This window comes from Marinithermofilum abyssi (assembly GCF_014641195.1).
Lineage (GTDB): Bacteria > Bacillota > Bacilli > Thermoactinomycetales > DSM-45169 > Marinithermofilum > Marinithermofilum abyssi.
The window spans coordinates 1-19,151 of the sequence record NZ_BMHQ01000003.1; the positions used below are offsets into that span (position 1 = coordinate 1).

Genomic DNA, 19,151 nt, shown 5'->3' on the forward strand with positions numbered 1-19,151 from the left:
GCGCCGATTTGTCATGGCCTTAAACAGCGTGGGATCTTTGCCGTCATTGCCCACCGCCGCTTCCGGCCGAACAAAGCACTCTTTCACAAATGGCAATATAAATATGATGAGAAGAAAGATGTGTACATCTGTCCCGCTGGTCACGAACTTTCCTACCGCACCACCAACCGGCAAGGGTTTCGGGAATACAAGTCAGATCCATCTGTCTGCCAAGCGTGTCCACTGCGGTCACAATGTACGACCAGCAAGAACTGCGTCAAAACCGTCACCCGCCATGTGTGGGAGGACGCCAAAGAGTGGGTGCGAACCAACCGCTTGAGCGACCAAGGGAAAGCACTCTACAAACGAAGAAAGGAGACCATCGAGCGAAGTTTTGCTGATGCCAAAGAGCTCCATGGTCTCCGATACGCACGCATGAGGGGGCTTGCCAAGGTTACAGAGCAATGCCTCCTAACCGCGTGTGCCCAAAACATCAAGAAAATGGCCCTGCTCCTCTCCAAGAGGAGCAGGGGACCTGAAAACGGGCCGCGATCTCCCTTATACACGTTTATTTTTCTCTGTTTCTGGAACAAACAAAGCCCTGTCGCCTTTCGGCGCAGGGCTTTGTCATTAACCTCGAAATCCGTAAACAACGGATTTCTTTTTTTGTTAATCGGTTTTTAAGATGTAGGCATCGGGTATGCCGGCCCGTTTCAGTTCTTCCAACCGTTGTTGGGCGTAATCGAGAGATTGGAACGCACCGGCTTGAACCCGATAATAGACGGTTCCATCGATGTGGACGGTCCAAATGATGGAGTCGATGCCTTTGGACTTGAGATATTTCTGAAGATCTTTTGCGTTTGCCTCCTCTTTATAGGAACCGGCAATCACTTTGTACAAGGTTTTTGCCGGAAGGTCGAGAGCTTTGGCAATCCCCTCGCCAATGGCATTGGAGAGGTCTTGAATAAATCCAGAGTTGGTCAGTAATTTCAGGTCCGCGGAATCAATAAACAAATTCTCCAATAACACAGCGGGCATGTTGGTCTCCCGAAGCACATAAAAGTTGGCTCGTTTTTTCCCGCGATTTTTGACCCCGTATTTGGGACCGATGACACTCATTACATGATTGTGGATTGTTTCCCGGCAATTGACGGTCTTTTGGGAAACGCTTCCGTCATAGATATAACTCTCCCATCCAGTACCGCCGCCGGCGTTAATGTGGATGGAACAGAAGTAGTCGGCATTCTTGGAGTTTGCCAGGGCTACCCGTTCAGACAGGGTGGGATAGGTATCCGATGTGCAGGTCATCACCATGTTCACCTGATAGCGGGTGAGCAAATAATCCCGTACGCGAAGGCCGATATCCAGCGTAAAGTTTTTTTCTTTGTAACTTCCGTTGACAGCACCGGCGTCACTGCCGCCATGTCCAGGGTCGATCACAACCAAAGCCATTTCTATCACCTCACTAACAGACTATGATTGTCCAAATGGGAGAGTGATAGAATGGGGCGCCCATTTGTATTAGCCGCCTGAAAGGGGTGGCTGTTGTATACTGAGGACAGTCGAACCTTGCATGGGGAGGGGATATCATGCGTGTATTGGTAACGGGGGGAACGGGCTTTGTTGGCCGCAATCTGATCCATCTGCTCCACGAGGAGGGGCATGAGGTAACTTTGCTCCATCGGAAGCAATCTCGGTTGGTTGACTTGCCGGAAGGCATTCAAACCCGAGTGGGGGATGTAACCGATCCGGAATCCCTTCAGGGGTCTTGTGACGGGATGGACTGGGTTTTCCATGTCGCGGGGGATGTGACGTGGGGACGTCACTTGCGGGAACGGATGTTTCGCATCAATGTGGATGGTGCCCGAAACATGGCGGAGGAAGCGATGCGGGCAGGAGTCCAACGGTTTATCCACACCAGTTCGGCTGCCGCTGTCGGATTCCCGGCCAAAGGAGAAGTGGCGGACGAGTCCTATCCTTTCAACGGGGATCGGCTCGACGTGGGATACGCCATGGCTAAACGGCAGGGCGAGGAAGCGGTATTGAAATACGCAGAGAAGGGGTTGCCCGCCATCGTGGTCAATCCCAGCGTCATCATTGGAATCCGTGCTTATACCCCACAGTTTGCAGCAGCTGTTGTGAAAGGGAAGCTGCGCATCGCACCGGAGGGCGGTATCAATATTTGCGATGTGGAAGATGTGGCTCGAGGGCATCTGCTGGCGGCCTTAAAGGGGCGGATAGGTGAGCGGTACATATTGGGCGGCACCAATACGACTTTTGCCCGGGTTTTCCGCATGCTGGCACAAGCCGGGGGTGTGAAAGAGGAGATCAACGTGTTGAAGCGGCCTTGGGCACTGACGGCATCTTTCCTGTCGGAAGGAATTGGGAGGATGACGGGAAAAGAACCGGCTCTGGCCTGGGATCTGGGGAAATTGGCCGGTCGGGACATCCATTACCGTTCAGATAAAGCAGTACGTGAGCTGGGATATACGATCACCCCTCTGGAAAAGACCGCCTGTAAGCTGGCGGACTGGGTGAAACGGAATCCATTGAAGAAGTGAAGGGGCGATATTTGACAAACGCCAAGGTCATGCCAAGGGTTTTCCAAAAACGGCACAAGGGGTAAAATGGACAAGGTTGCTGTGATCAGTACAGAACAAAGGAAGTGACCACAATGCATACAACAAAATGGCGTTTGTTGAATACAGGGATACGGGACGGCGCCGAGAACATGGCCATCGATGAAGCGATTGTGACGGCTCACAGCGAAGGGAAGGTGCCCCCCACCATCCGTTTTTATGGATGGAACCCGGCTACGCTGTCCATCGGGTACTTCCAAAAGGCAAATAAAGAAGTAGATATGGAACGCCTTCAGGAGCACGGACTTGGTTTTGTCCGTCGGCCGACGGGAGGTCGGGCTGTCTTACATGATCAAGAGCTCACCTACAGTGTGGTGGTAAGCGAAGATTATCCGGATATGCCGACCACTGTGACGCAATCATATCGGGTTATCAGCACGGGGTTGCTGCACGGCTTTCGGCGGCTGCAGCTGGCGGCGGAAATGGTCCCGTTGGAAACGGAAGAAGAAAAAGCGCGGTATGCCTCCTTGGGATCGGCAGCTTGTTTCGACTCCCCTTCCAATTATGAGTTGGTGGTGGAAGGACGGAAAGTAGCCGGCAGTGCACAAACCCGACAAAAGGGTGTTATTTTGCAACATGGTTCCATTTTGCTGGACATGGATGTAGGCCTTCTCTTTGATGTTCTCCGCTTTCCTTCGGAGCGGGTGAAAGAACGGATGAAACAAGGGTTCCTGAAAAAAGCAGTGGCGATCAATCAATTGCGGGACAGACCCGTCACCATCGAAGAGGCAACGGAAGCTTTTACCGCCGGGTTTGAGGAAGGGATGCAGATCCGCCTGATCCCCGGTAGCTTGACTCCCTATGAAGAAGAGTTGGTGCAGCAGTTGAAAGAGAACCGGTACAGTACGGACGAATGGAACTTCCGGAGGTAAAAAAAGTGGACAAGGCTCCTCTTATGAAGGAGCGAGCGGGAAAACCCAGCCCTTTAGGGTTGGGATGAAAGCGAGCGTCGGACTTGTGAGAGGGTTTCAGCCCTCTTACAAGTCCGACATTGTTCCAATGCCCTTTTGATCAATTTGAAAATACTGCCGTTCGGGTGGAATCCCGTATAATATAATTGTGCAAAAAAACGTACAATGAGGAGGTGATCACGATGATGAGAACCTACAAATTCAAGCTGGAACCAAAGAAAGAGCAGATCGAGAAGATCGAATGGACACTGGGCATGTGTCGCTGGCTCTACAACTCCATGCTTGAACAACGAAAGTTTGCCTACAAAAGACGTGATATCACGTTAACCTATCACAAGCAAGCAATCGAACTCCCCAAACTCAAGAAGGAGATCCCGGAGTTCAAAGAGATCCATTCCCAGGTTCTTCAAGACGTAGCCAAGCGGTTGGACAAAGCATTTCAAGCGTTTTTCCGTCGTGTGCAACACGGAGTAAAGCCGGGATACCCTCGCTTTCAAGGTAAGAATCGATACGATAGCTTCACCTATCCTCAACTCGGGTTCAAGATCGAAGGAAAGTTTCTCAAGCTATCTAAGATCGGCAATGTTCGCGTTAAGCTACATAGACAGATCGAAGGAAGGGCAAAACTTGCACCATCAGGAGGAAAAACGGTAAGTACTACGCTTGTTTCTCGTGCGAGGTGGAAGCGAAGCCTGCAAGTACCGATAAGCGAGTGGGAGTGGATTTGGGGGTCAAACATCTTGCTGTTACCTCTGATGAGGAGTATTTCGACCACCCCAAGTATCTTCGTAAAACGGAAAGAAAGTTGAAATGGCTTCAACGGATGGTTTCCCGCAGAAAGATGGGATCCAATCGTTGGAGAAAAGCAGCCCTGATGTTAGCCAAATGCCATGAATACATAGCCAATCAGAGAAAAGACGCCGCTCACAAAATCAGCCGATATTTGGTGGACCACTACGATTGGATCGCCTTTGAAGACTTAAACATTCGGGGGATGGTGAAAAATCACCATCTTGCCAAGAGCATTGTAGACGCAGGTTGGAGGATGCTGGTTCAATTCACAGCTTACAAGGCAGAGTGGGCCGGTAAGCAATTGATAGCAGTTGATCCTCGCAACACGTCGCAAGTTTGCTCGGAGTGCGGTCGGATCGTAAAGAAGACATTAAAAGAACGTACCCATCGTTGCTCATGCGGATATGTGGTAGACAGAGATGTCAATGCCGCAAGAAATATCCTACATAAAGCGATTGGATACGTTCCTGAACCGAGATACGGGCAATTAGAACTAAACCTTTTCTAGGCTTGGACGAAGCCTTCGTGGATGGATGTGGGTTGCCACGCCAAATGAAGCGAGAAGCCCACGGCGCCCGAAGGAAGTGCCCCTGGGGTGCTTTAGCCGTGCGGAGCAAGTCACTTCAGCTTCATCAAATAAAGAGGTGTAAAAATTCATAGCTTCCTCGGCTTGTCCAGTGAACATCAAGAAGGTAGTTATTTTTTGATTTTCCACTAAAACACACTCCTTTTACTGTAGCTCATTATGCAAGCTTTTGGCCAACAGATGAAACATTTCCCTTCATCCATGTTCCGTAGATCCCTTTTGGGCACTCCTTCTTTGGTTTATCCGCCAAGGGGTCATGTGGTTCGACTTTGTCCAAACAACCGGTCAACACCAAAGCTAGCGTAAGCAGTCACACCATACAATAGGGATTTGATTTTGAGTTATGATACCACACCTTCACGCGAGAAAACGAAAATCTGAAGGTCTGAGAGAGATTCATTTGAGTAGCATTTTTTAGATTGCTGGTGGTAACCCCGAATACTGTATAATTCTTGGAAAGGAGTGATTATACCTTTGTTGGTAAAAATGAGAAGACAGGTGTTCGATTCGCTGGAAGATAAAGCGCTCGGAGGGGCATGTTTTGAGCCAATAATCCCTAAGATTCGTGGAAAAAACAACACGGTGAAGACACAGGTTTATAAGCAACTGACAACAGGACAACAAGCGTTGTTCATGTTCTATGTGTTTTATAATCACGCAAGTAAATCTCTGGCTGAGTTTTATTGGTGGAGTGCCTATTATCTGGCGCAACCAAAAGCATGGTTAGAAATCAAAGTCGGATTACGATATTTTAGGGCCGATGCCATGTTGCGGCTACTTGAGGAGATGGAAGGGATTCTTAAAGCGCGGAACCACCCGAGTAGTTTTGGAAGGTTCGACGTTTCTTATAAGGACCTTGACAATGATTTGGAGCTTCTTGCATCCGTAAGCCCACTCCATACGATTTTCCATGAAATCTCTCCTGCAATTTTAAAGAGGATTGGTAAGTATATCAGAAACAACCCAAGCGAGTTCTTACAGTTCGAGAACTAGGCATAACCTCTTCGCCGGTTGCATAAAAAACGGTAGGTTTATGCACTTGCACTGACATTTTCATATTAGGCCCAGAGGTAGCGAACGTCGATTTTTTCGCCATCTGCTCAAGAAATGAGCTTTGAGCCTGGAATTAGGGGTAGAACCACATCGCCTCAAGCTAAGAAAAAATGGTTCCTTAGTGATTCTTAGTCATTTAATTTCGGGGGGCCCATAACATCACGGCCACCCCGATTAGACAGATGCTGGCTCCTATCCAGTCGTAACGGTCCGGAGTCTTTTGGTCGATTCCCCAACCCCAGAGAATCGAAAGTATGATGAACACCCCTCCATACGCTGCATACACCCGGCCAAAGGATGGGAATGTCTGTAAGGTCGCAATCACACCATATAACGCCAATGCAATGCCGCCGATCCCTCCGATCCAAGCCGATTTCCCTTCCCGCAACCACAGCCAAATGAGATATCCTCCGCCGATTTCAGCGAGTCCCGCGATCAGAAATAAGATGATGGCTCGGCTCATGAAGTGAATCCTCCTTTATCCATACCGAGTAAATTTCCTACAATGATGAGAGTTGGTACTTCAATTATTCAACTAGGAATGGTTGGTAATTTGGGCAATCAATCAGAAAAAAGCGTCAAAGTTCCGTTTCCAAAAAGAATTCGGTCCTCTTGAAAGATCTCCTTGCCTTAAATAAAAACATTTTTTGTATAGGCACTTCAACAAAAAAGGGATGATTACAACGTAAAAAGAATTAAATGGTGAGCTCTGACCAACTCGGAGATGATGAGGACAATGGAGATCAACCGATACATTCAAGCGATTGAAGAGCATATTGCCGAATTGAGGGTACGGAATGTCATGGCCATCCAAGATGGGTGGGATTTTTTCGTCTTGGAAGTTAATCGGAATTGGATTTTTCGGTTTCCGCGTCGGCAAGAGGGGTTAAGCCAGTTAGAAAAAGAGAACCGTTTTTTATCCGAATGGTCGTATCGACTTCCTGTGCCTGTTCCTCGTTATCGGTGGATCTATCTTCAAGCCACTCCCTCTTTCGCTGCTTATCCAAAACTGAGTGGTCTAGCTTTAAACCCTCGATCAATACCAGAAGATTCTAGAAATTGCGCTCAGGAGCTAGCTTTGTTCCTGTCCTCCTTGCATCGAATTCCTATTCCTTCTCCAAGGGAGGTTCATATACAAAACTGGAAATTGAAATACGAAAAGTTTCACACACAGGTCCAAAGACAGTTGTTGCACCGGTTAGAAGAAGGGGGACGGGTCGAAGAGCTTGTTCCTTTGTTAATAGGAATATCACAAAAACGTGTCAGGTAGTCATTACCGGTTTTCAACCCTCCTCCTGGGGTATATAATTCCCCGGTGAAAAACACCTTCTCTGTGAGGTGGAATATCAAGAGGAGGGCTGAACGATGTGGACGATTCGCCAAGCTGAACTTTCCGATGCACAAGCGGTTCGACACCAATTGCACCGGGCGTATCGCCCAATCAAAGAGCAGGGTTTCAATATGGAAGCGACGGATGTTTCGCTGCAAGCTGTGGAAGAGAGCATCGTCAGCGATGAAATATATCTGTTGGTGGATGAGGATGACCAAGTGAAAGGAACGGTTCGTCTACAAAAAAACAACGATGAAAAAGATACCCTGGGTTGGTTTAGCATCGCCCCTGAAGTGTCCGGTCGCGGCCTTGGCAAGATGTTGTTGGATTATGCCGAGGAGCGTGCCAAAAAGCGGGGACGGAAAAAAATATACTTGGACACGGCCAAAGAGCATCCCTGGCTGCCGAAGCTGTATCGAAAAATGGGGTACAAAGAAATCGGGGTGACCCGTTGGCCCGGTCAAAACTTTAACGCCATCCAATTTGAAAAGAAACTTTGAATCCTGACAAACGTCGGAGACCTCCGTCTCCGACGTTTTTTGATAAAGTTCATCTGGGAAATGAGGGCCAGGTTTGCTATGGGAATATTGGCAACCTGTAACGGCTGGGGGGATAAGGTCGAATGGGATGAATGGGATGAATGGGATGAAAGGGGTTGTAAGGGCTGGGATCGTGAGGGATACGGGGAAATGGGATGTGGATCGGATTGTGGGGATAGAGATACCATGGGTAGCCGATCATCCAAGGTACTGGGAAACAACAGGACAGCATCGAGATGCCTCCTTTGCCGGGAGTTTTCCTACAGCCTATGAAACGGGCGGGAGTTTGGTGTGGTATCCATAAATTCTAGTTGACATATTTTCCGATTCGGTACATAATGTCAAAATTAAAGAGGAATTTAACGTGGAAACGCAATGACGAAGGCCAGTAAGGCATGGATCCCGCAGCAGAGAGCAAAGCCCGCAGGCTGAGAGGCTTTGCCGGAAGACATGACCTGAACCCACCTTCCGATGCGGCCGGTGAGCAAGCCGGAATCGGTTTCCCGCCGTTACAGGGAGCAGCCGTACGGCTGGCAAAGCGGGCACAATTTGTGCCAATCAAGGTGGTACCGCGGAAGAACAGCGCTCTTTCGTCCTTACGAAGGAGGGCTTTTTTATTTTTTAAAAACGGAGGCGTCGGCAGTGAAGCAAACAACCGTGGTGGTGAAAATCGGAACATCATCCCTGACGGACGACCGGGGGCGCCTGGACGAGGGGAAACTGCAGCATCATGCGGCAGCCGTTTCCCGGCTGAAACAGGCGGGTATGGGTGTAGTGTTGGTTTCTTCCGGAGCCATCGCTGCAGGATTTCACGAGTTGGGGATGAAGCAAAGGCCCCGCACTCTTGCGGGGAAGCAGGCGGCGGCAGCGGTAGGGCAGGGAATGTTAATTCAGCGCTACCGCGAAGCATTTGCAAGATTGGGTCACTCGTGTGCTCAAGTGCTGTTGACCCGGGGAGACTTCGACCATCGGATGCGGTATAGGAATGCGTTGAATACACTGGGATTTTTGTTGGAAAGAGGAAGTATCCCGATCATCAATGAGAACGACTCCATCTCTGTGGATGAAATCCGCTGGGGGGACAATGATTTTTTGGCTTCGTTGGTAGCCGGTCTGTTGCAATCGGAATGGCTGCTGCTGGTGACCAATACGGACGGTCTGTACACGGAAAATCCGTGGGAAAACCCCGCCGCAGAGAAAATTCACCGCTTGACCGAAGTGGATGATCATCTCTTGTCCCGTTTGGACGACAGCAAATCCGCTCTGGGAAGCGGGGGGATGCGTTCCAAACTGTTGGCGGCACGAAGAGCATCCGCTGCCGGAACCCGAGTGTATATCGGAACGGCGGTCGAGTCGGAAGATTGGATGGAGAAGGCTGTGGCGGGAGAAGGGAGCGGTACCTATATCGCCTCCGCTTCTCACCGAATCAGCCGGAAAGAGCATTGGATCGCCGCCCACTCTCTGCCGAAGGGCATGATCCAAGTGGACAAGGGGGCAGCCCAGGCACTGCTGGAAGCGGGGGGAAGTTTGTTGCCTTGCGGGATTACCCGGGTAAGCGGGGAATTTGAACCGGGATCGGTGGTGGAAGTGTTAGATCCTCAAGGCCGTTCGATCGGGCGCGGGCTTACCCGCTATGGAGCCGATCTGTTACAAAGGGTAAAAGGGTGGCAGACGGAAGCGGTGCATCAAATCGATCCTCATGTGCCGGATGAAGTGATTCACCGGGATGACTGGGTCACGTTGTTTTCACTTAACTATGCGTAAACCTGAAAGGAGAGAGATCCCATTGGTAAAGACAAAGGTGTCGGGTGTACGGCAGAAGGCAGAACAAGCACGGGCAGCATCCAAACGGCTCGCTCTGTTGACGGAGGCACAAAAAAACGCCGGTTTGCGTGCCATGGCCCAAGCTCTCCGAAATCGCCGGGAGGCGATACTCACGGCAAATGAAGAGGATCTCCGACGTGGAGAAGAAGCGGGTTTATCTACGGCATTGATGGATCGGCTTCGGTTGACTGAGGAGCGGTTGGAAGGGATGGCCCAGGGGCTGGAAGAATTGATCCACCTTCCGGACCCCGTCGGTGAAGTGATGGAGACGGTGGAGCGGGAAAACGGCCTGCGTATTGAAAAGGTGCGTGTTCCGCTGGGTGTCATCGGCATGATTTATGAGGCTCGCCCCAACGTGACGGTGGATGCGGCGGGTTTGGCGCTGAAAACCGGCAATGCCGTTGTGCTGCGGGGCAGCTCCTCCGCTTTTTACTCCAACCGTATGCTGGTGGAAGTGTTGCATCAAGCCCTGGAAACGACGGATGTCCCGGTGGACGGTGTGCAATTGGTAGAAGACTTGGATCGGGAAGCCGTACGGGAAATGATGACACTCAACGGGTGGATTGACGTGATCATCCCGCGGGGCGGGGCCGGCTTGATCGAACGAGTCGTCCGTGAATCCACTGTCCCGGTGCTGGAGACCGGTGTGGGGAACTGCCACATTTATGTAGACGCGGAAGCGGATCCTTCCATGGCGGAACACATTGTAATCAACGGAAAGACGGATCGTCCGGCGGTGTGCAACGCAGTGGAGACACTACTGGTGCATCGGGAATGGGCAAAACAGCATTTATCCAGTTTGGCTGCCCGCTTGCAGGAAAATGGAGTGGAACTCCGTGGATGCGACCGGACCAGGGCGCTGGCTGATCACGTGTTGCCTGCATCGGAAGAAGATTGGAGGCGTGAATACCTGGATCTGATTTTGGCGGTAAATGTGGTGGACTCCCTGGAAGAGGCGATGGAACATATCGATCGATACGGAACCCGCCATTCGGAGGCGATTGTAACCGACAACGCAGAGACGGCTCGAGTGTTTCTGCAGGGGGTGGATGCCGCTGCTGTCTATCACAATGCTTCCACTCGATTTACCGACGGCTCCCAGTTTGGATTCGGCGCCGAGATCGGGATCAGTACCCAGAAGCTTCATGCTCGCGGCCCCATGGGGCTCAAAGAGCTAACCTCCTATAAGTACCGGGTGTTGGGCACTGGCCAGGTTCGGGGGTGAACCGGCTTTCCTTACGGGTTGTATATGAAACTTTCCCAGTGAAATCTCCTTTAACTAAAAGGGCGGGTGATTCTTTGCGGTTGCATCTCACCCGCCCGTTCGATACCATCACATAGGAGGGGAGGGAGAATCATGAATATCCAGATGTTGATCGACCAGATGAAGAATCGGGTGGATTTTCGCAAACACGTCACCCGATGGGAAGTGATTCCGGCGCGTCCAGCCCGTTATACTCCCTATCCGGATCAGCTGCACCCCGACTTAGTCCGGGTATTGCAGTCACGGGGGATTGAACAGCTCTACACCCATCAAGGGACGGCGGTGGAATCGGTGCTGGCGGGAGACAGCGTGGTAACGGTTACGCCAACCGCTTCCGGTAAGACCTTGTGCTACAATTTGCCGGTGCTGCACACCGTGATGGAGGATCCGTCCACCCGGGCATTATACATATTTCCGACCAAGGCATTGGCTTATGATCAGCTGACAGAAATCCATCGTTGGGTGGAGGAGTTGGGGCATGATATCAAGGCTCACACTTACGACGGGGACACGCCGGCATCGGCTCGCCAGGCGATTCGGCGTGCAGGGCACATCGTGGTGACCAATCCGGACATGTTGCATCAGGCGATTCTCCCTCACCACACCAAATGGGTGAAACTCTTTGAAAACCTGAGGTATATCGTGATCGACGAGCTGCATGCCTATCGCGGGGTATTCGGCAGCCACTTTGCCAATGTGTTGCGCCGCTTACGCAGGATCTGCCGTCATTACGGATCCGATCCCCAATTTATTTGTTCCTCGGCCACGATTGCTAACGCGAAGGAATTTGCTGAAAAGCTGACCGGCGTGTCGATGACGCTGGTGGACAACAACGGAGCGCCCGCTGATGAGAAGCACTTTGTATTTTATAATCCTCCCGTCGTCAATCCGGCGCTGGGGATTCGTCGCAGCAGTGTATTGGAAGCCCGTAAACTGGCGGAGGAGTTGATCAAAAACGATATCCAAACAATCGTTTTTGCCCGGAGCCGCGTGCGGGTGGAAGTGCTGCTCACCTATCTGCAAGATGTTTTGCCCCAAGGAGTCCGGGGCTATCGGGGCGGATATCTGCCGACGCAGCGAAGGGAGATTGAAAAAGGGTTGCGGGATGGCTCGATCCGGGGCGTGGTCAGCACCAACGCCCTCGAACTGGGAATCGACATCGGCCAGTTGGAAGCATGCGTGATCTGCGGGTATCCCGGCAGCATCGCCAGCACTTGGCAGCAAGCGGGACGTGCCGGACGGCGGCAGGGGAAGTCGCTGACGGTGTTGATCGCATCCAGTAATCCGTTGGACCAATATGTGATTGAACATCCGGAGTATTTTTTGAAGCAAACACCGGAACATGCTCTGGTGCAACCGGACAACCTGGTGATTCTGGTCAACCATATCAAGTGCGCGGCGTACGAGCTTCCCTTTGAAGAAGGGGAAGAGTTCGGGGTGGCCACCACCGGCGAAATTTTGGACTTTTTGGCAGAGGAACGGATTTTGCATCGGGTGGGTGATCGGTGGTACTGGATGGACCAGTCTTTTCCCGCCAAGGAGATCAGCTTGCGATCCGCCGCCCAGGAAAACTTCGTCATCATCGATATCAGCCAAACAGGAAATCACCGGGTGCTGGGAGAAGTGGACCGATTCAGCGCTCCCACCCTGATTCACGAAGAAGCGATCTATCTGCATGAAGGGGTTCAATATCAAGTAGAGAAGCTGGATTACGAGGAAAAAAAGGCCTATGTCCGGCAGGTCAACGTGGATTATTACACGGATGCCAACCTGGCGGTTCAGCTGAGGGTGCTGGACATTGAACGGGAACAGCGGGAGGACGGCCACGCCCGCAGCATGGGAGAAGTAACAGTCAACGCGTTGGTCACGTTGTTTAAAAAGATCAAATTCGGCACTCATGAAAATATCGGTTCCGGCCCTGTTCACCTTCCCGAAGAAGAGATGCACACCACAGCATACTGGCTTACGTTGGAGCATCCCGATGTTCAGGATTTCAGCCGGGAGGAGTTGCAGTCGGGACTGGTCGGGGTTAGCAACGTCCTCTCCCATCTTGCTCCTCTCTACTTGATGTGCGATCCGAGAGATCTGGGCGTGGCTGCGCAGGTAAAAGCAGTTCACTCCAAGAAGCCGACGGTGTTTCTGTATGACAAATATCCCGGCGGTGTGGGATTAAGTGAAAAGTTGTTTGATCTGCATTATGAATTGCTTACCACAGCGCATTCTCATGTGGAGGGATGTCCCTGTGAAGACGGGTGCCCCTCCTGTGTGGGCCCGGCGGAAGAAACCGGAGGCAAGGGCAAACGGCTGACCCTCGCATTACTGGAAATGATGATGCAGCCACAACCTCGATAAGGAGGATGAAACATGGCAAAATTGCAAGGGCAAACGGCGATTGTAACAGGGGCGAGCAGCGGCATCGGGGAAGCGACGGCGATCACGCTGGCCAAAGAAGGGGCTCATGTGGTACTGGCCGCCCGCAGGACCGAACGGCTGCAGGAAGTGGCTGAGAAAATCGCAGCGGTGGCAAGGTTTTGCAAGTAAAGACAGACGTCACCCGACGGGAAGATGTAGAGCAGTTGGTTCAGCGGGCCGAAGCGGAATGCGGCGCTGTCGATATCCTGGTCAACAATGCCGGCGTCATGCTCCTTTCCTTTTTGAAAAACGATCACATAGAGGAATGGGAGCGGATGGTGGACGTGAATATCAAAGGGGTTCTGTACGGCGTCCACGCAGTGCTTCCCGGGATGTTGAAACGAGGAGAAGGGCACATCGTCAATGTATCTTCTGTGGCGGGTCACGAGGTATTTCCGTCAGCGTCGGTCTATTGTGCCACCAAGTATGCGGTTCGGGCGTTGTCCATGGGGATCGAAAAGGAACTGGCCAAATCCGGCGTTCGGGTGACCAACATTTCCCCTGGTGCGGTAGCGACAGAGTTGACCCAGCATATAACCGACCAGGAAGTGAAAGAGATGTTTGCCCAGCAGGAGTTGAAATTCCTCGAGCCGGAGGACATTGCCCGTGCGGTGGCCTATGCAGTGACACAGCCGGAAAACGTGAATGTGAACGAAGTGATCGTACGCCCGACCAATAAACAAGGGTAAATCTTTTTTTGTTCGGTTTGTCGAAAAATCTTGATTTTTATCAGGGGGAAATCTAGGATAATAGTACCATCCTGTGTCAAGGTACGCATCTTAACAGAAAGTACCATGTCACGGGCCAAGCCCCGAATATCTTGGAGGGAGCGCAGCATGATACGTCAAAAAAACCAAACCGTACGCTATTATGAACGGTTTGAGGTAGAAGACGTTTTAACCTTTTTTACAGGACAACTGATTCAAGCGCGTTCAACGGATGGGGCCAGGGTGCTGCTTCAGGAAATCAAACTGATCCGGCCGTTGCCTCCGGGCTCTAAGGAGCTGCTGTACAACATCCAGCACCCTCACATGTTATCGGTGCTGGATGTGATCATGGAAAAAGGGGTTGTCGTGTTGGTCCACCCTATGTTTACCGGGGAGCCCCTGCCATTGATCGTCAACAAGCAGAATCCGATGGAGCCATTTAAAGCCTTGAACGTCTATCGCAAGCTGATACGAACCATGATTGACTTAAACCGGCTGCCCATGCCGGTATGGACCGTCCTGGATCCGCGCAACATTCTGATGTCTGGGGATCAGCCCTTCGTCCTGTTTTGCGGGTTGAAGCGGTACACGCCCCAGCCCAAGCGCGACCAGCGCAATGCCCTTCTCTATTATTTGTTGGCAGGTCAGCATCCCAACGATGTAAAATACCGTCATCAAAAGCTGTCCAAGCCACTCCGGCGGGTACCGGCGCCGATTCGCGAATTGGCGCTGGAATTGGTGGAGAATCAATATACGCCAGAGGAGATTTTGCGCTGAACGGACGAAGTCCTGAAACAAACGCCGATACCCAAGCGTTCCGCCAAACCGGCCCGTCCTCAGCGCGATTGGGCCAAGCCGGCGGGTGTAGCCGCATCTACCTTGGTGGTAGGGACATTGATCGGTTATACGGTGGCTTACAGCGGACTCTTGGACGGTGACAATCCCCTTGCCGGACAGGAAACTCCCTATCATGGACCGCAACGGATTGCCTTTAACCAAGGGAAGCCGACTGCTGTGGCTTTGCATCATCAGGTGAAGGGTCCTGCCCGAGTGGAAGGGGAACTGGTGCAGAAGGAGTTACAGCCTTTTCACATTCAGCTCTCCGCACCAGACACTTCCTTTGCTTTCGGTTTGCGTTCCGACAAAGAAGGCCGCCTGCAGCTGTACCAATCGGGAGAAGGTATCGAGCACGTGGTAAAGCAATCTGACGCTTCTTTCTCCTTGAAACCCAACCAAAAATACCGGGTGCAACTGTTGCACATTCCGGATGAACCGCTGAGGGTGGCTGTCACCGATCCCGAATCCGGCAAACGCTGGGTGGCTGCCGGGACCGTTGCCATGGAGGGTGAAACCTACCAGGCGGAGATCGAGGGGATGAAAGGAACCATCTATCAAAAGGATCAAGTAACTCCGGTCCGAGTAGATCAAGCCAAGCTGGACTGGATGAACCATTATCCCTGGAACCTCGTATACGGTGAAGGCACCATAGAGGGAAGCCGATTGGTGCTGCCTCAAGACACCTTGGTCAAAGTGAGTGGAACCAGTGTTTTTCATCTTGGGTTTCGCCGCAGTGAAAACTATCTCGGTCAACCCTTCCAGGGTGAATTGGAAAGCGTTGACGGTACACGCTTCCAAGTGCTTTGGGATAAAGACAGCAACTTGAAGCTCGTGGACGCAAGCGATGGGGAAAAAGTCCTTGCGACAAAATCCTTGGGCTGGGAATGGGATCCGGAGAAGGATGCCGATCTGAAAGTCAGTACGGAAAACAATCGACTCCGTGTCCAGCTCAAGCAGGGAGATCGAATAGCTACACTCACCTATCAGCATGATGAACCGTTGGCATTTCGTGACTTATCTATTAAAAGCCCTGCAGGTTTAGAACTGATTAATCCATCATCCTAATGATCTGCCGGTCCCTTAAGGGGCCGGTTTTTCCTTTCCATCCATCGATCTGCTACAATAAGGGGGAGAACCATTGTTCGGAGGGTTGGCGATGCGGACCTTGCGTGATCGATTGCGCATGCATCACGGCTCCCGTTCCGGGAAATCCCCCGGTGAATCGGAGGCGCAAAACAAAGGGCAGATCAGGGACAACAGTCCACTGCCTCCGAAAGGATTTGCTTGGCGGGGAGAAGGGGAGAAGCGGTACCTGTATCGGCGGCAAACCTTTCCGCTGACCCATGGACGGGGGAAGTATGTTTTGGGCGATTTGGATTCGATCGCCCCGTTTATGTGGCCAAAGGAAAAACAGGAAAGGGATGCAGCAGCAACTGGAAAGCGGGAGGAGCTGCTTTTTTTCGACACGGAAACCACTGGTCTGGGCACAGGAGCGGGTAACTTGATCTTTTTGATCGGTGCGGGATATTTCCATGAAGATGGTTTCGTATTGGAGCATTATCTGCTGCCGGATGCCAGCAGGGAAGTTCCGATGTTGAGAGATTTTTGGCTGCAGGCGCAATCTTTCTCCGGAATCGTCACGTATAACGGAAAAGGGTTTGATTGGAATCAGCTGAAAGCCCGTTTTCAAATGAATCGGCTGCCCTGGACGGAACATCACCTTCATTGCGATTTGTTGTATCCCGTACGCCGGTTATGGCGGACGCTTTTGCCTTCCTGCCGATTGCAAACGGTGGAATCGGCTTGTCTCGGGATTGAACGGGTTGATGATGTTCCAGGTTTTTTGGCTCCCCAGATGTATGTGGAGTATGTTCACACCCGGCAGCCGGAACCGATCGAAGGGGTCGTCCGTCACAATGAGCAGGATGTACTTACCCTAGTTCATTTGTTTACCCATCTGCAGCAGGTGCTGGCCGGCGAAATCCCGATGGAGCATCCCGAGGAGAAGCTGGCGGCAGGGAAGTGGTGGTTGGAGCGCGGGGACCTAAAACGCGGCACAGCCTGGATTCAATCGGTTCTGGGAGATGCGGATGCCTCCATCTGGGTCCGGCGCCAAGCCTACAGCGAGCTGACCTTATGGTTGAAAAAGCGGCAATCGTGGGAGGAAGCAGTCGGCTTATGGGAAAGCTGGCGGCGGGAGGATCGTTGGAACATTCAGCCCTATGTGGAACTGGCCAAATACTATGAGCATAAAGCGTTGCAAGTAGAAAAGGCGCTGGTTTGCACGGAGGAGGCGATCGACTTGATTCGGAGACGAAAGCGGTTGGTCCCTTCGCCTCAGTTGGAAACACAGCTGGAGGAATTGCAGTACCGCGCGGAACGGTTGCGACGCAAACGAGAGGGTCGGCTTTTTTGACTCTCTCTTTTTTGGTTTTTGATTGTCGAAAAACGAGATATTATGCCATAATAGCCATAAATGAATGGCCCGTATTTCTGCAATGGCATGGGAGGCATTGGCATGGCTGAGGCAAAACACTCTCGTCGGTATTATGAGTGGTTTCAAGTAGAAGATGTGATCTCCTTTTTCAATGGCCAACTCATCTTAGCCCGGTCGAAGGAAGGCAACCAAGTCTATCTGCAGGAAATGAAGAAGACCCGTTCGTTACCCCCGGGCTCCACGGAGATCCTAGCCAATCTGGAAAACGTCCAGATGGTGCCTGTGTTGGATGTTATCGAAGAGGAGGACCGGGTGGTATTGGTGCACCCTACCGTGTCGGCGGAGCCCCTTTCCCTGCTGGTGAATAGGGAGAATCACCTGAATCCCGTTCAGGCTTTGAACATTTACCGCAAACTCCTTCGTACGATGATTCGGCTTTCCCGTCTGCCTCTGCCCCTTCATTCCACGATGGATCCGCGCAATATCATCATGGAAGGGGAGCGTCCTTATTTATTATTCGTATCTTTCGAGAAATTCCAAGGACAGGATCAACAGTGGCGCTTGCTGTTGTATTTCCTGCTGACGGGCATCCGGCTGGAAGCCCCCCTTGCAAAGCTCGAGGATGATCCGCATTTGCAGGAGATTCCGGCCCCGTTGAAATCCTTGCTGTCCCAATGCATGGATCCCAAAAAGAGCATGTCAGCCGTTCTCCAACAGGCAGAGCAAGTTCGCCTCCCCTCGTCGAGTCGAAAAACTGTTGCCAAACCTGCCAAACGTCTCCGGCTGGGATTGGGAATCGCCCTACTCTTGCTTATCGGGGTCTTTTTCGGATATCAAGTGATGGCTCTCGGAGACGCCCCTGCGGGAGAAGAGATTGCTGTACAAAAACCGAATGGAAAAGCGGGCTGGAAAAAGGAAGTCTCCCGAATTTCTTTTGAAAATGAAGGAAGGAACATGCAGTCCCTCCCCTTCGCCTTTCAGGGAGCGACCCATGTGTACGGGGAGTTTTCACAGCAACATCAACAGCCGTTTACAGTGACGCTTGCTTCAGAGAATATCTCGGCTTCTTTCGGATTACATATCGATGACGAGGGACAGGTACGGCTTTTTCAAAAAACCAACGGGGAAACCTTCTCCCTGGCAGACTCCGGGGACGCATTCCGACTGAAACCAGGGAAAACCTACCGGATGGAAATCTACTATGTTCCCCAGAACCCGTTCCGAGTGGCGATCACGGACAAAGGAACCGGGGAAAAGTGGATTGCTACGGGAGAAGTACCGATGGATTCCACTTATCGGGTGACCTTTCAGGGAGCAAAAGGGACGCTAGTGCTGCACCCCGGTGCGGAACAGATTACGGATCACCGTTCCTCTCTGGCACAATGGAGGGGGCATGAGCCCTTTGAATTAACAGCAGGGTCTGCCGTACTAACGGATGGGAAATTCCAAGCGAAGCAAAAAGCGTACATCCGTGTGCCTGAGAAATTCTCTTTCCAACGAAGCAAAGAGTATGAAGGGGATCCGTTGCAACTGGAAATGGAAAGCACCGACGGCAGTCGGTACCGCCTGCTCTGGTCCGAGGATGGCAAGCTGGAACTGCATCGGCTGGGCTATCAGGTGGAACGATTGGCTACCACGTTTTTGTACGGAGATTGGCAAGGAGATCTACCGGCTAAGGTAACTCTTGTCAAAAAGCCGAGGCAACTGGAAGTGAATGTTAAGCAAGGCTCCAATACCGGTCAACTGGTTTACGAGTATGAGAGGCCTGTTTCTCTTCGCTCGATCTATCTGACGAGCGAATCAGATTTGGAGTTGAAAGAGTAATGGAAAACCCTGCCCGT

The 19,151-nt window shown here is 51.7% G+C and carries 16 protein-coding genes and 3 pseudogenes; 16 read left to right on the forward strand and 3 right to left on the reverse strand.

Going from position 1 to position 19,151, the window contains the following annotated elements; translation table 11 throughout:
- A partial coding sequence (locus IEW70_RS04365; protein ID WP_188646725.1) for a transposase occupies nucleotides 1-663 on the forward strand: 663 nt, incomplete at its 5' end.
- On the opposite strand, the gene IEW70_RS04370 is transcribed toward IEW70_RS04365, so the two are convergent.
- On the reverse strand, nucleotides 649-1,431 hold the full coding sequence (locus tag IEW70_RS04370; protein WP_188646726.1) for an N-acetylmuramoyl-L-alanine amidase: 783 nt from the start codon (nucleotides 1,429-1,431) through the stop codon (nucleotides 649-651). The genes IEW70_RS04365 and IEW70_RS04370 overlap by 15 nt on opposite strands.
- Nucleotides 1,432-1,568: 137 nt before the next feature.
- On the opposite strand from IEW70_RS04370, the gene IEW70_RS04375 reads away from it, so the two are divergent.
- From IEW70_RS04375 to IEW70_RS17770, 4 genes and pseudogenes are all read left to right on the forward strand, one after another.
- Nucleotides 1,569-2,540, forward strand: coding sequence for an NAD-dependent epimerase/dehydratase family protein (locus IEW70_RS04375; protein ID WP_188646727.1), 972 nt, complete (start codon nucleotides 1,569-1,571; stop codon nucleotides 2,538-2,540).
- 113 nt (nucleotides 2,541-2,653) lie between these two features.
- Nucleotides 2,654-3,490, forward strand: coding sequence for an octanoyltransferase LipM (lipM, locus tag IEW70_RS04380; protein WP_188646728.1), 837 nt, complete (start codon nucleotides 2,654-2,656; stop codon nucleotides 3,488-3,490).
- Nucleotides 3,491-3,714: 224 nt separating this feature from the next.
- Nucleotides 3,715-3,831, forward strand: a pseudogene (locus IEW70_RS18070) (helix-turn-helix domain-containing protein); the annotation flags it as partial.
- Between the two features lie 332 nt (nucleotides 3,832-4,163).
- Nucleotides 4,164-4,829 (forward strand): RNA-guided endonuclease InsQ/TnpB family protein, encoded by a 666-nt coding sequence (locus IEW70_RS17770; protein ID WP_229751848.1) that lies wholly within the window; start codon nucleotides 4,164-4,166, stop codon nucleotides 4,827-4,829.
- Between the two features lie 96 nt (nucleotides 4,830-4,925).
- Here the strand turns inward: IEW70_RS17770 and IEW70_RS18400 are convergent.
- Nucleotides 4,926-5,036, reverse strand: a pseudogene (locus tag IEW70_RS18400) (VOC family protein); the annotation flags it as partial.
- A gap of 345 nt (nucleotides 5,037-5,381) precedes the next feature.
- On the opposite strand from IEW70_RS18400, the gene IEW70_RS04395 reads away from it, so the two are divergent.
- Nucleotides 5,382-5,900 (forward strand): hypothetical protein, encoded by a 519-nt coding sequence (locus IEW70_RS04395; protein WP_188646730.1) that lies wholly within the window; start codon nucleotides 5,382-5,384, stop codon nucleotides 5,898-5,900.
- Nucleotides 5,901-6,096: 196 nt separating this feature from the next.
- Here IEW70_RS04395 and IEW70_RS04400 read toward each other — a convergent pair whose 3' ends face one another.
- On the reverse strand, nucleotides 6,097-6,423 hold the full coding sequence (locus IEW70_RS04400; protein WP_188646731.1) for a YnfA family protein: 327 nt from the start codon (nucleotides 6,421-6,423) through the stop codon (nucleotides 6,097-6,099).
- Nucleotides 6,424-6,762: 339 nt separating this feature from the next.
- Here IEW70_RS04400 and IEW70_RS18405 point away from each other — a divergent pair, with 339 nt between their 5' ends.
- The 10 genes and pseudogenes from IEW70_RS18405 (at nucleotide 6,763) to IEW70_RS04450 (ending at nucleotide 19,134) form a co-directional block, all read left to right on the forward strand.
- Complete coding sequence (locus IEW70_RS18405) at nucleotides 6,763-7,230, forward strand: phosphotransferase (RefSeq protein ID WP_373285919.1); 468 nt, start codon at nucleotides 6,763-6,765, stop codon at nucleotides 7,228-7,230.
- Between the two features lie 95 nt (nucleotides 7,231-7,325).
- On the forward strand, nucleotides 7,326-7,790 hold the full coding sequence (locus IEW70_RS04410) for a GNAT family N-acetyltransferase (protein ID WP_188646733.1): 465 nt from the start codon (nucleotides 7,326-7,328) through the stop codon (nucleotides 7,788-7,790).
- A 681-nt stretch (nucleotides 7,791-8,471) separates the two neighbouring features.
- On the forward strand, nucleotides 8,472-9,593 hold the full coding sequence (gene proB, locus IEW70_RS04415) for a glutamate 5-kinase (RefSeq protein WP_188646734.1): 1,122 nt from the start codon (nucleotides 8,472-8,474) through the stop codon (nucleotides 9,591-9,593).
- 37 nt (nucleotides 9,594-9,630) lie between these two features.
- Entirely contained in the window at nucleotides 9,631-10,878 is a 1,248-nt protein-coding gene (locus tag IEW70_RS04420) for a glutamate-5-semialdehyde dehydrogenase (protein ID WP_188647053.1), read from the forward strand.
- A 132-nt stretch (nucleotides 10,879-11,010) separates the two neighbouring features.
- A complete protein-coding gene (locus tag IEW70_RS04425) occupies nucleotides 11,011-13,269 on the forward strand; it encodes a DEAD/DEAH box helicase (RefSeq protein WP_229751825.1) in 2,259 nt (752 codons plus the stop codon).
- 12 nt (nucleotides 13,270-13,281) lie between these two features.
- Nucleotides 13,282-14,018, forward strand: a pseudogene (locus tag IEW70_RS04430) (SDR family oxidoreductase).
- A 147-nt stretch (nucleotides 14,019-14,165) separates the two neighbouring features.
- The gene (locus IEW70_RS04435) at nucleotides 14,166-14,813 is read left to right on the forward strand and encodes a serine/threonine-protein kinase (RefSeq protein ID WP_188646735.1); all 648 of its coding nucleotides are present in this window, start codon (nucleotides 14,166-14,168) and stop codon (nucleotides 14,811-14,813) included.
- A 117-nt stretch (nucleotides 14,814-14,930) separates the two neighbouring features.
- Entirely contained in the window at nucleotides 14,931-15,938 is a 1,008-nt protein-coding gene (locus IEW70_RS04440) for a hypothetical protein (RefSeq protein WP_188646736.1), read from the forward strand.
- Nucleotides 15,939-16,029: 91 nt separating this feature from the next.
- On the forward strand, nucleotides 16,030-17,289 hold the full coding sequence (locus tag IEW70_RS04445; RefSeq protein WP_188646737.1) for a ribonuclease H-like domain-containing protein: 1,260 nt from the start codon (nucleotides 16,030-16,032) through the stop codon (nucleotides 17,287-17,289).
- A gap of 102 nt (nucleotides 17,290-17,391) precedes the next feature.
- Nucleotides 17,392-19,134, forward strand: coding sequence for a serine/threonine-protein kinase (locus IEW70_RS04450; RefSeq protein WP_188646738.1), 1,743 nt, complete (start codon nucleotides 17,392-17,394; stop codon nucleotides 19,132-19,134).
- Nucleotides 19,135-19,151 lie beyond the last annotated feature (17 nt).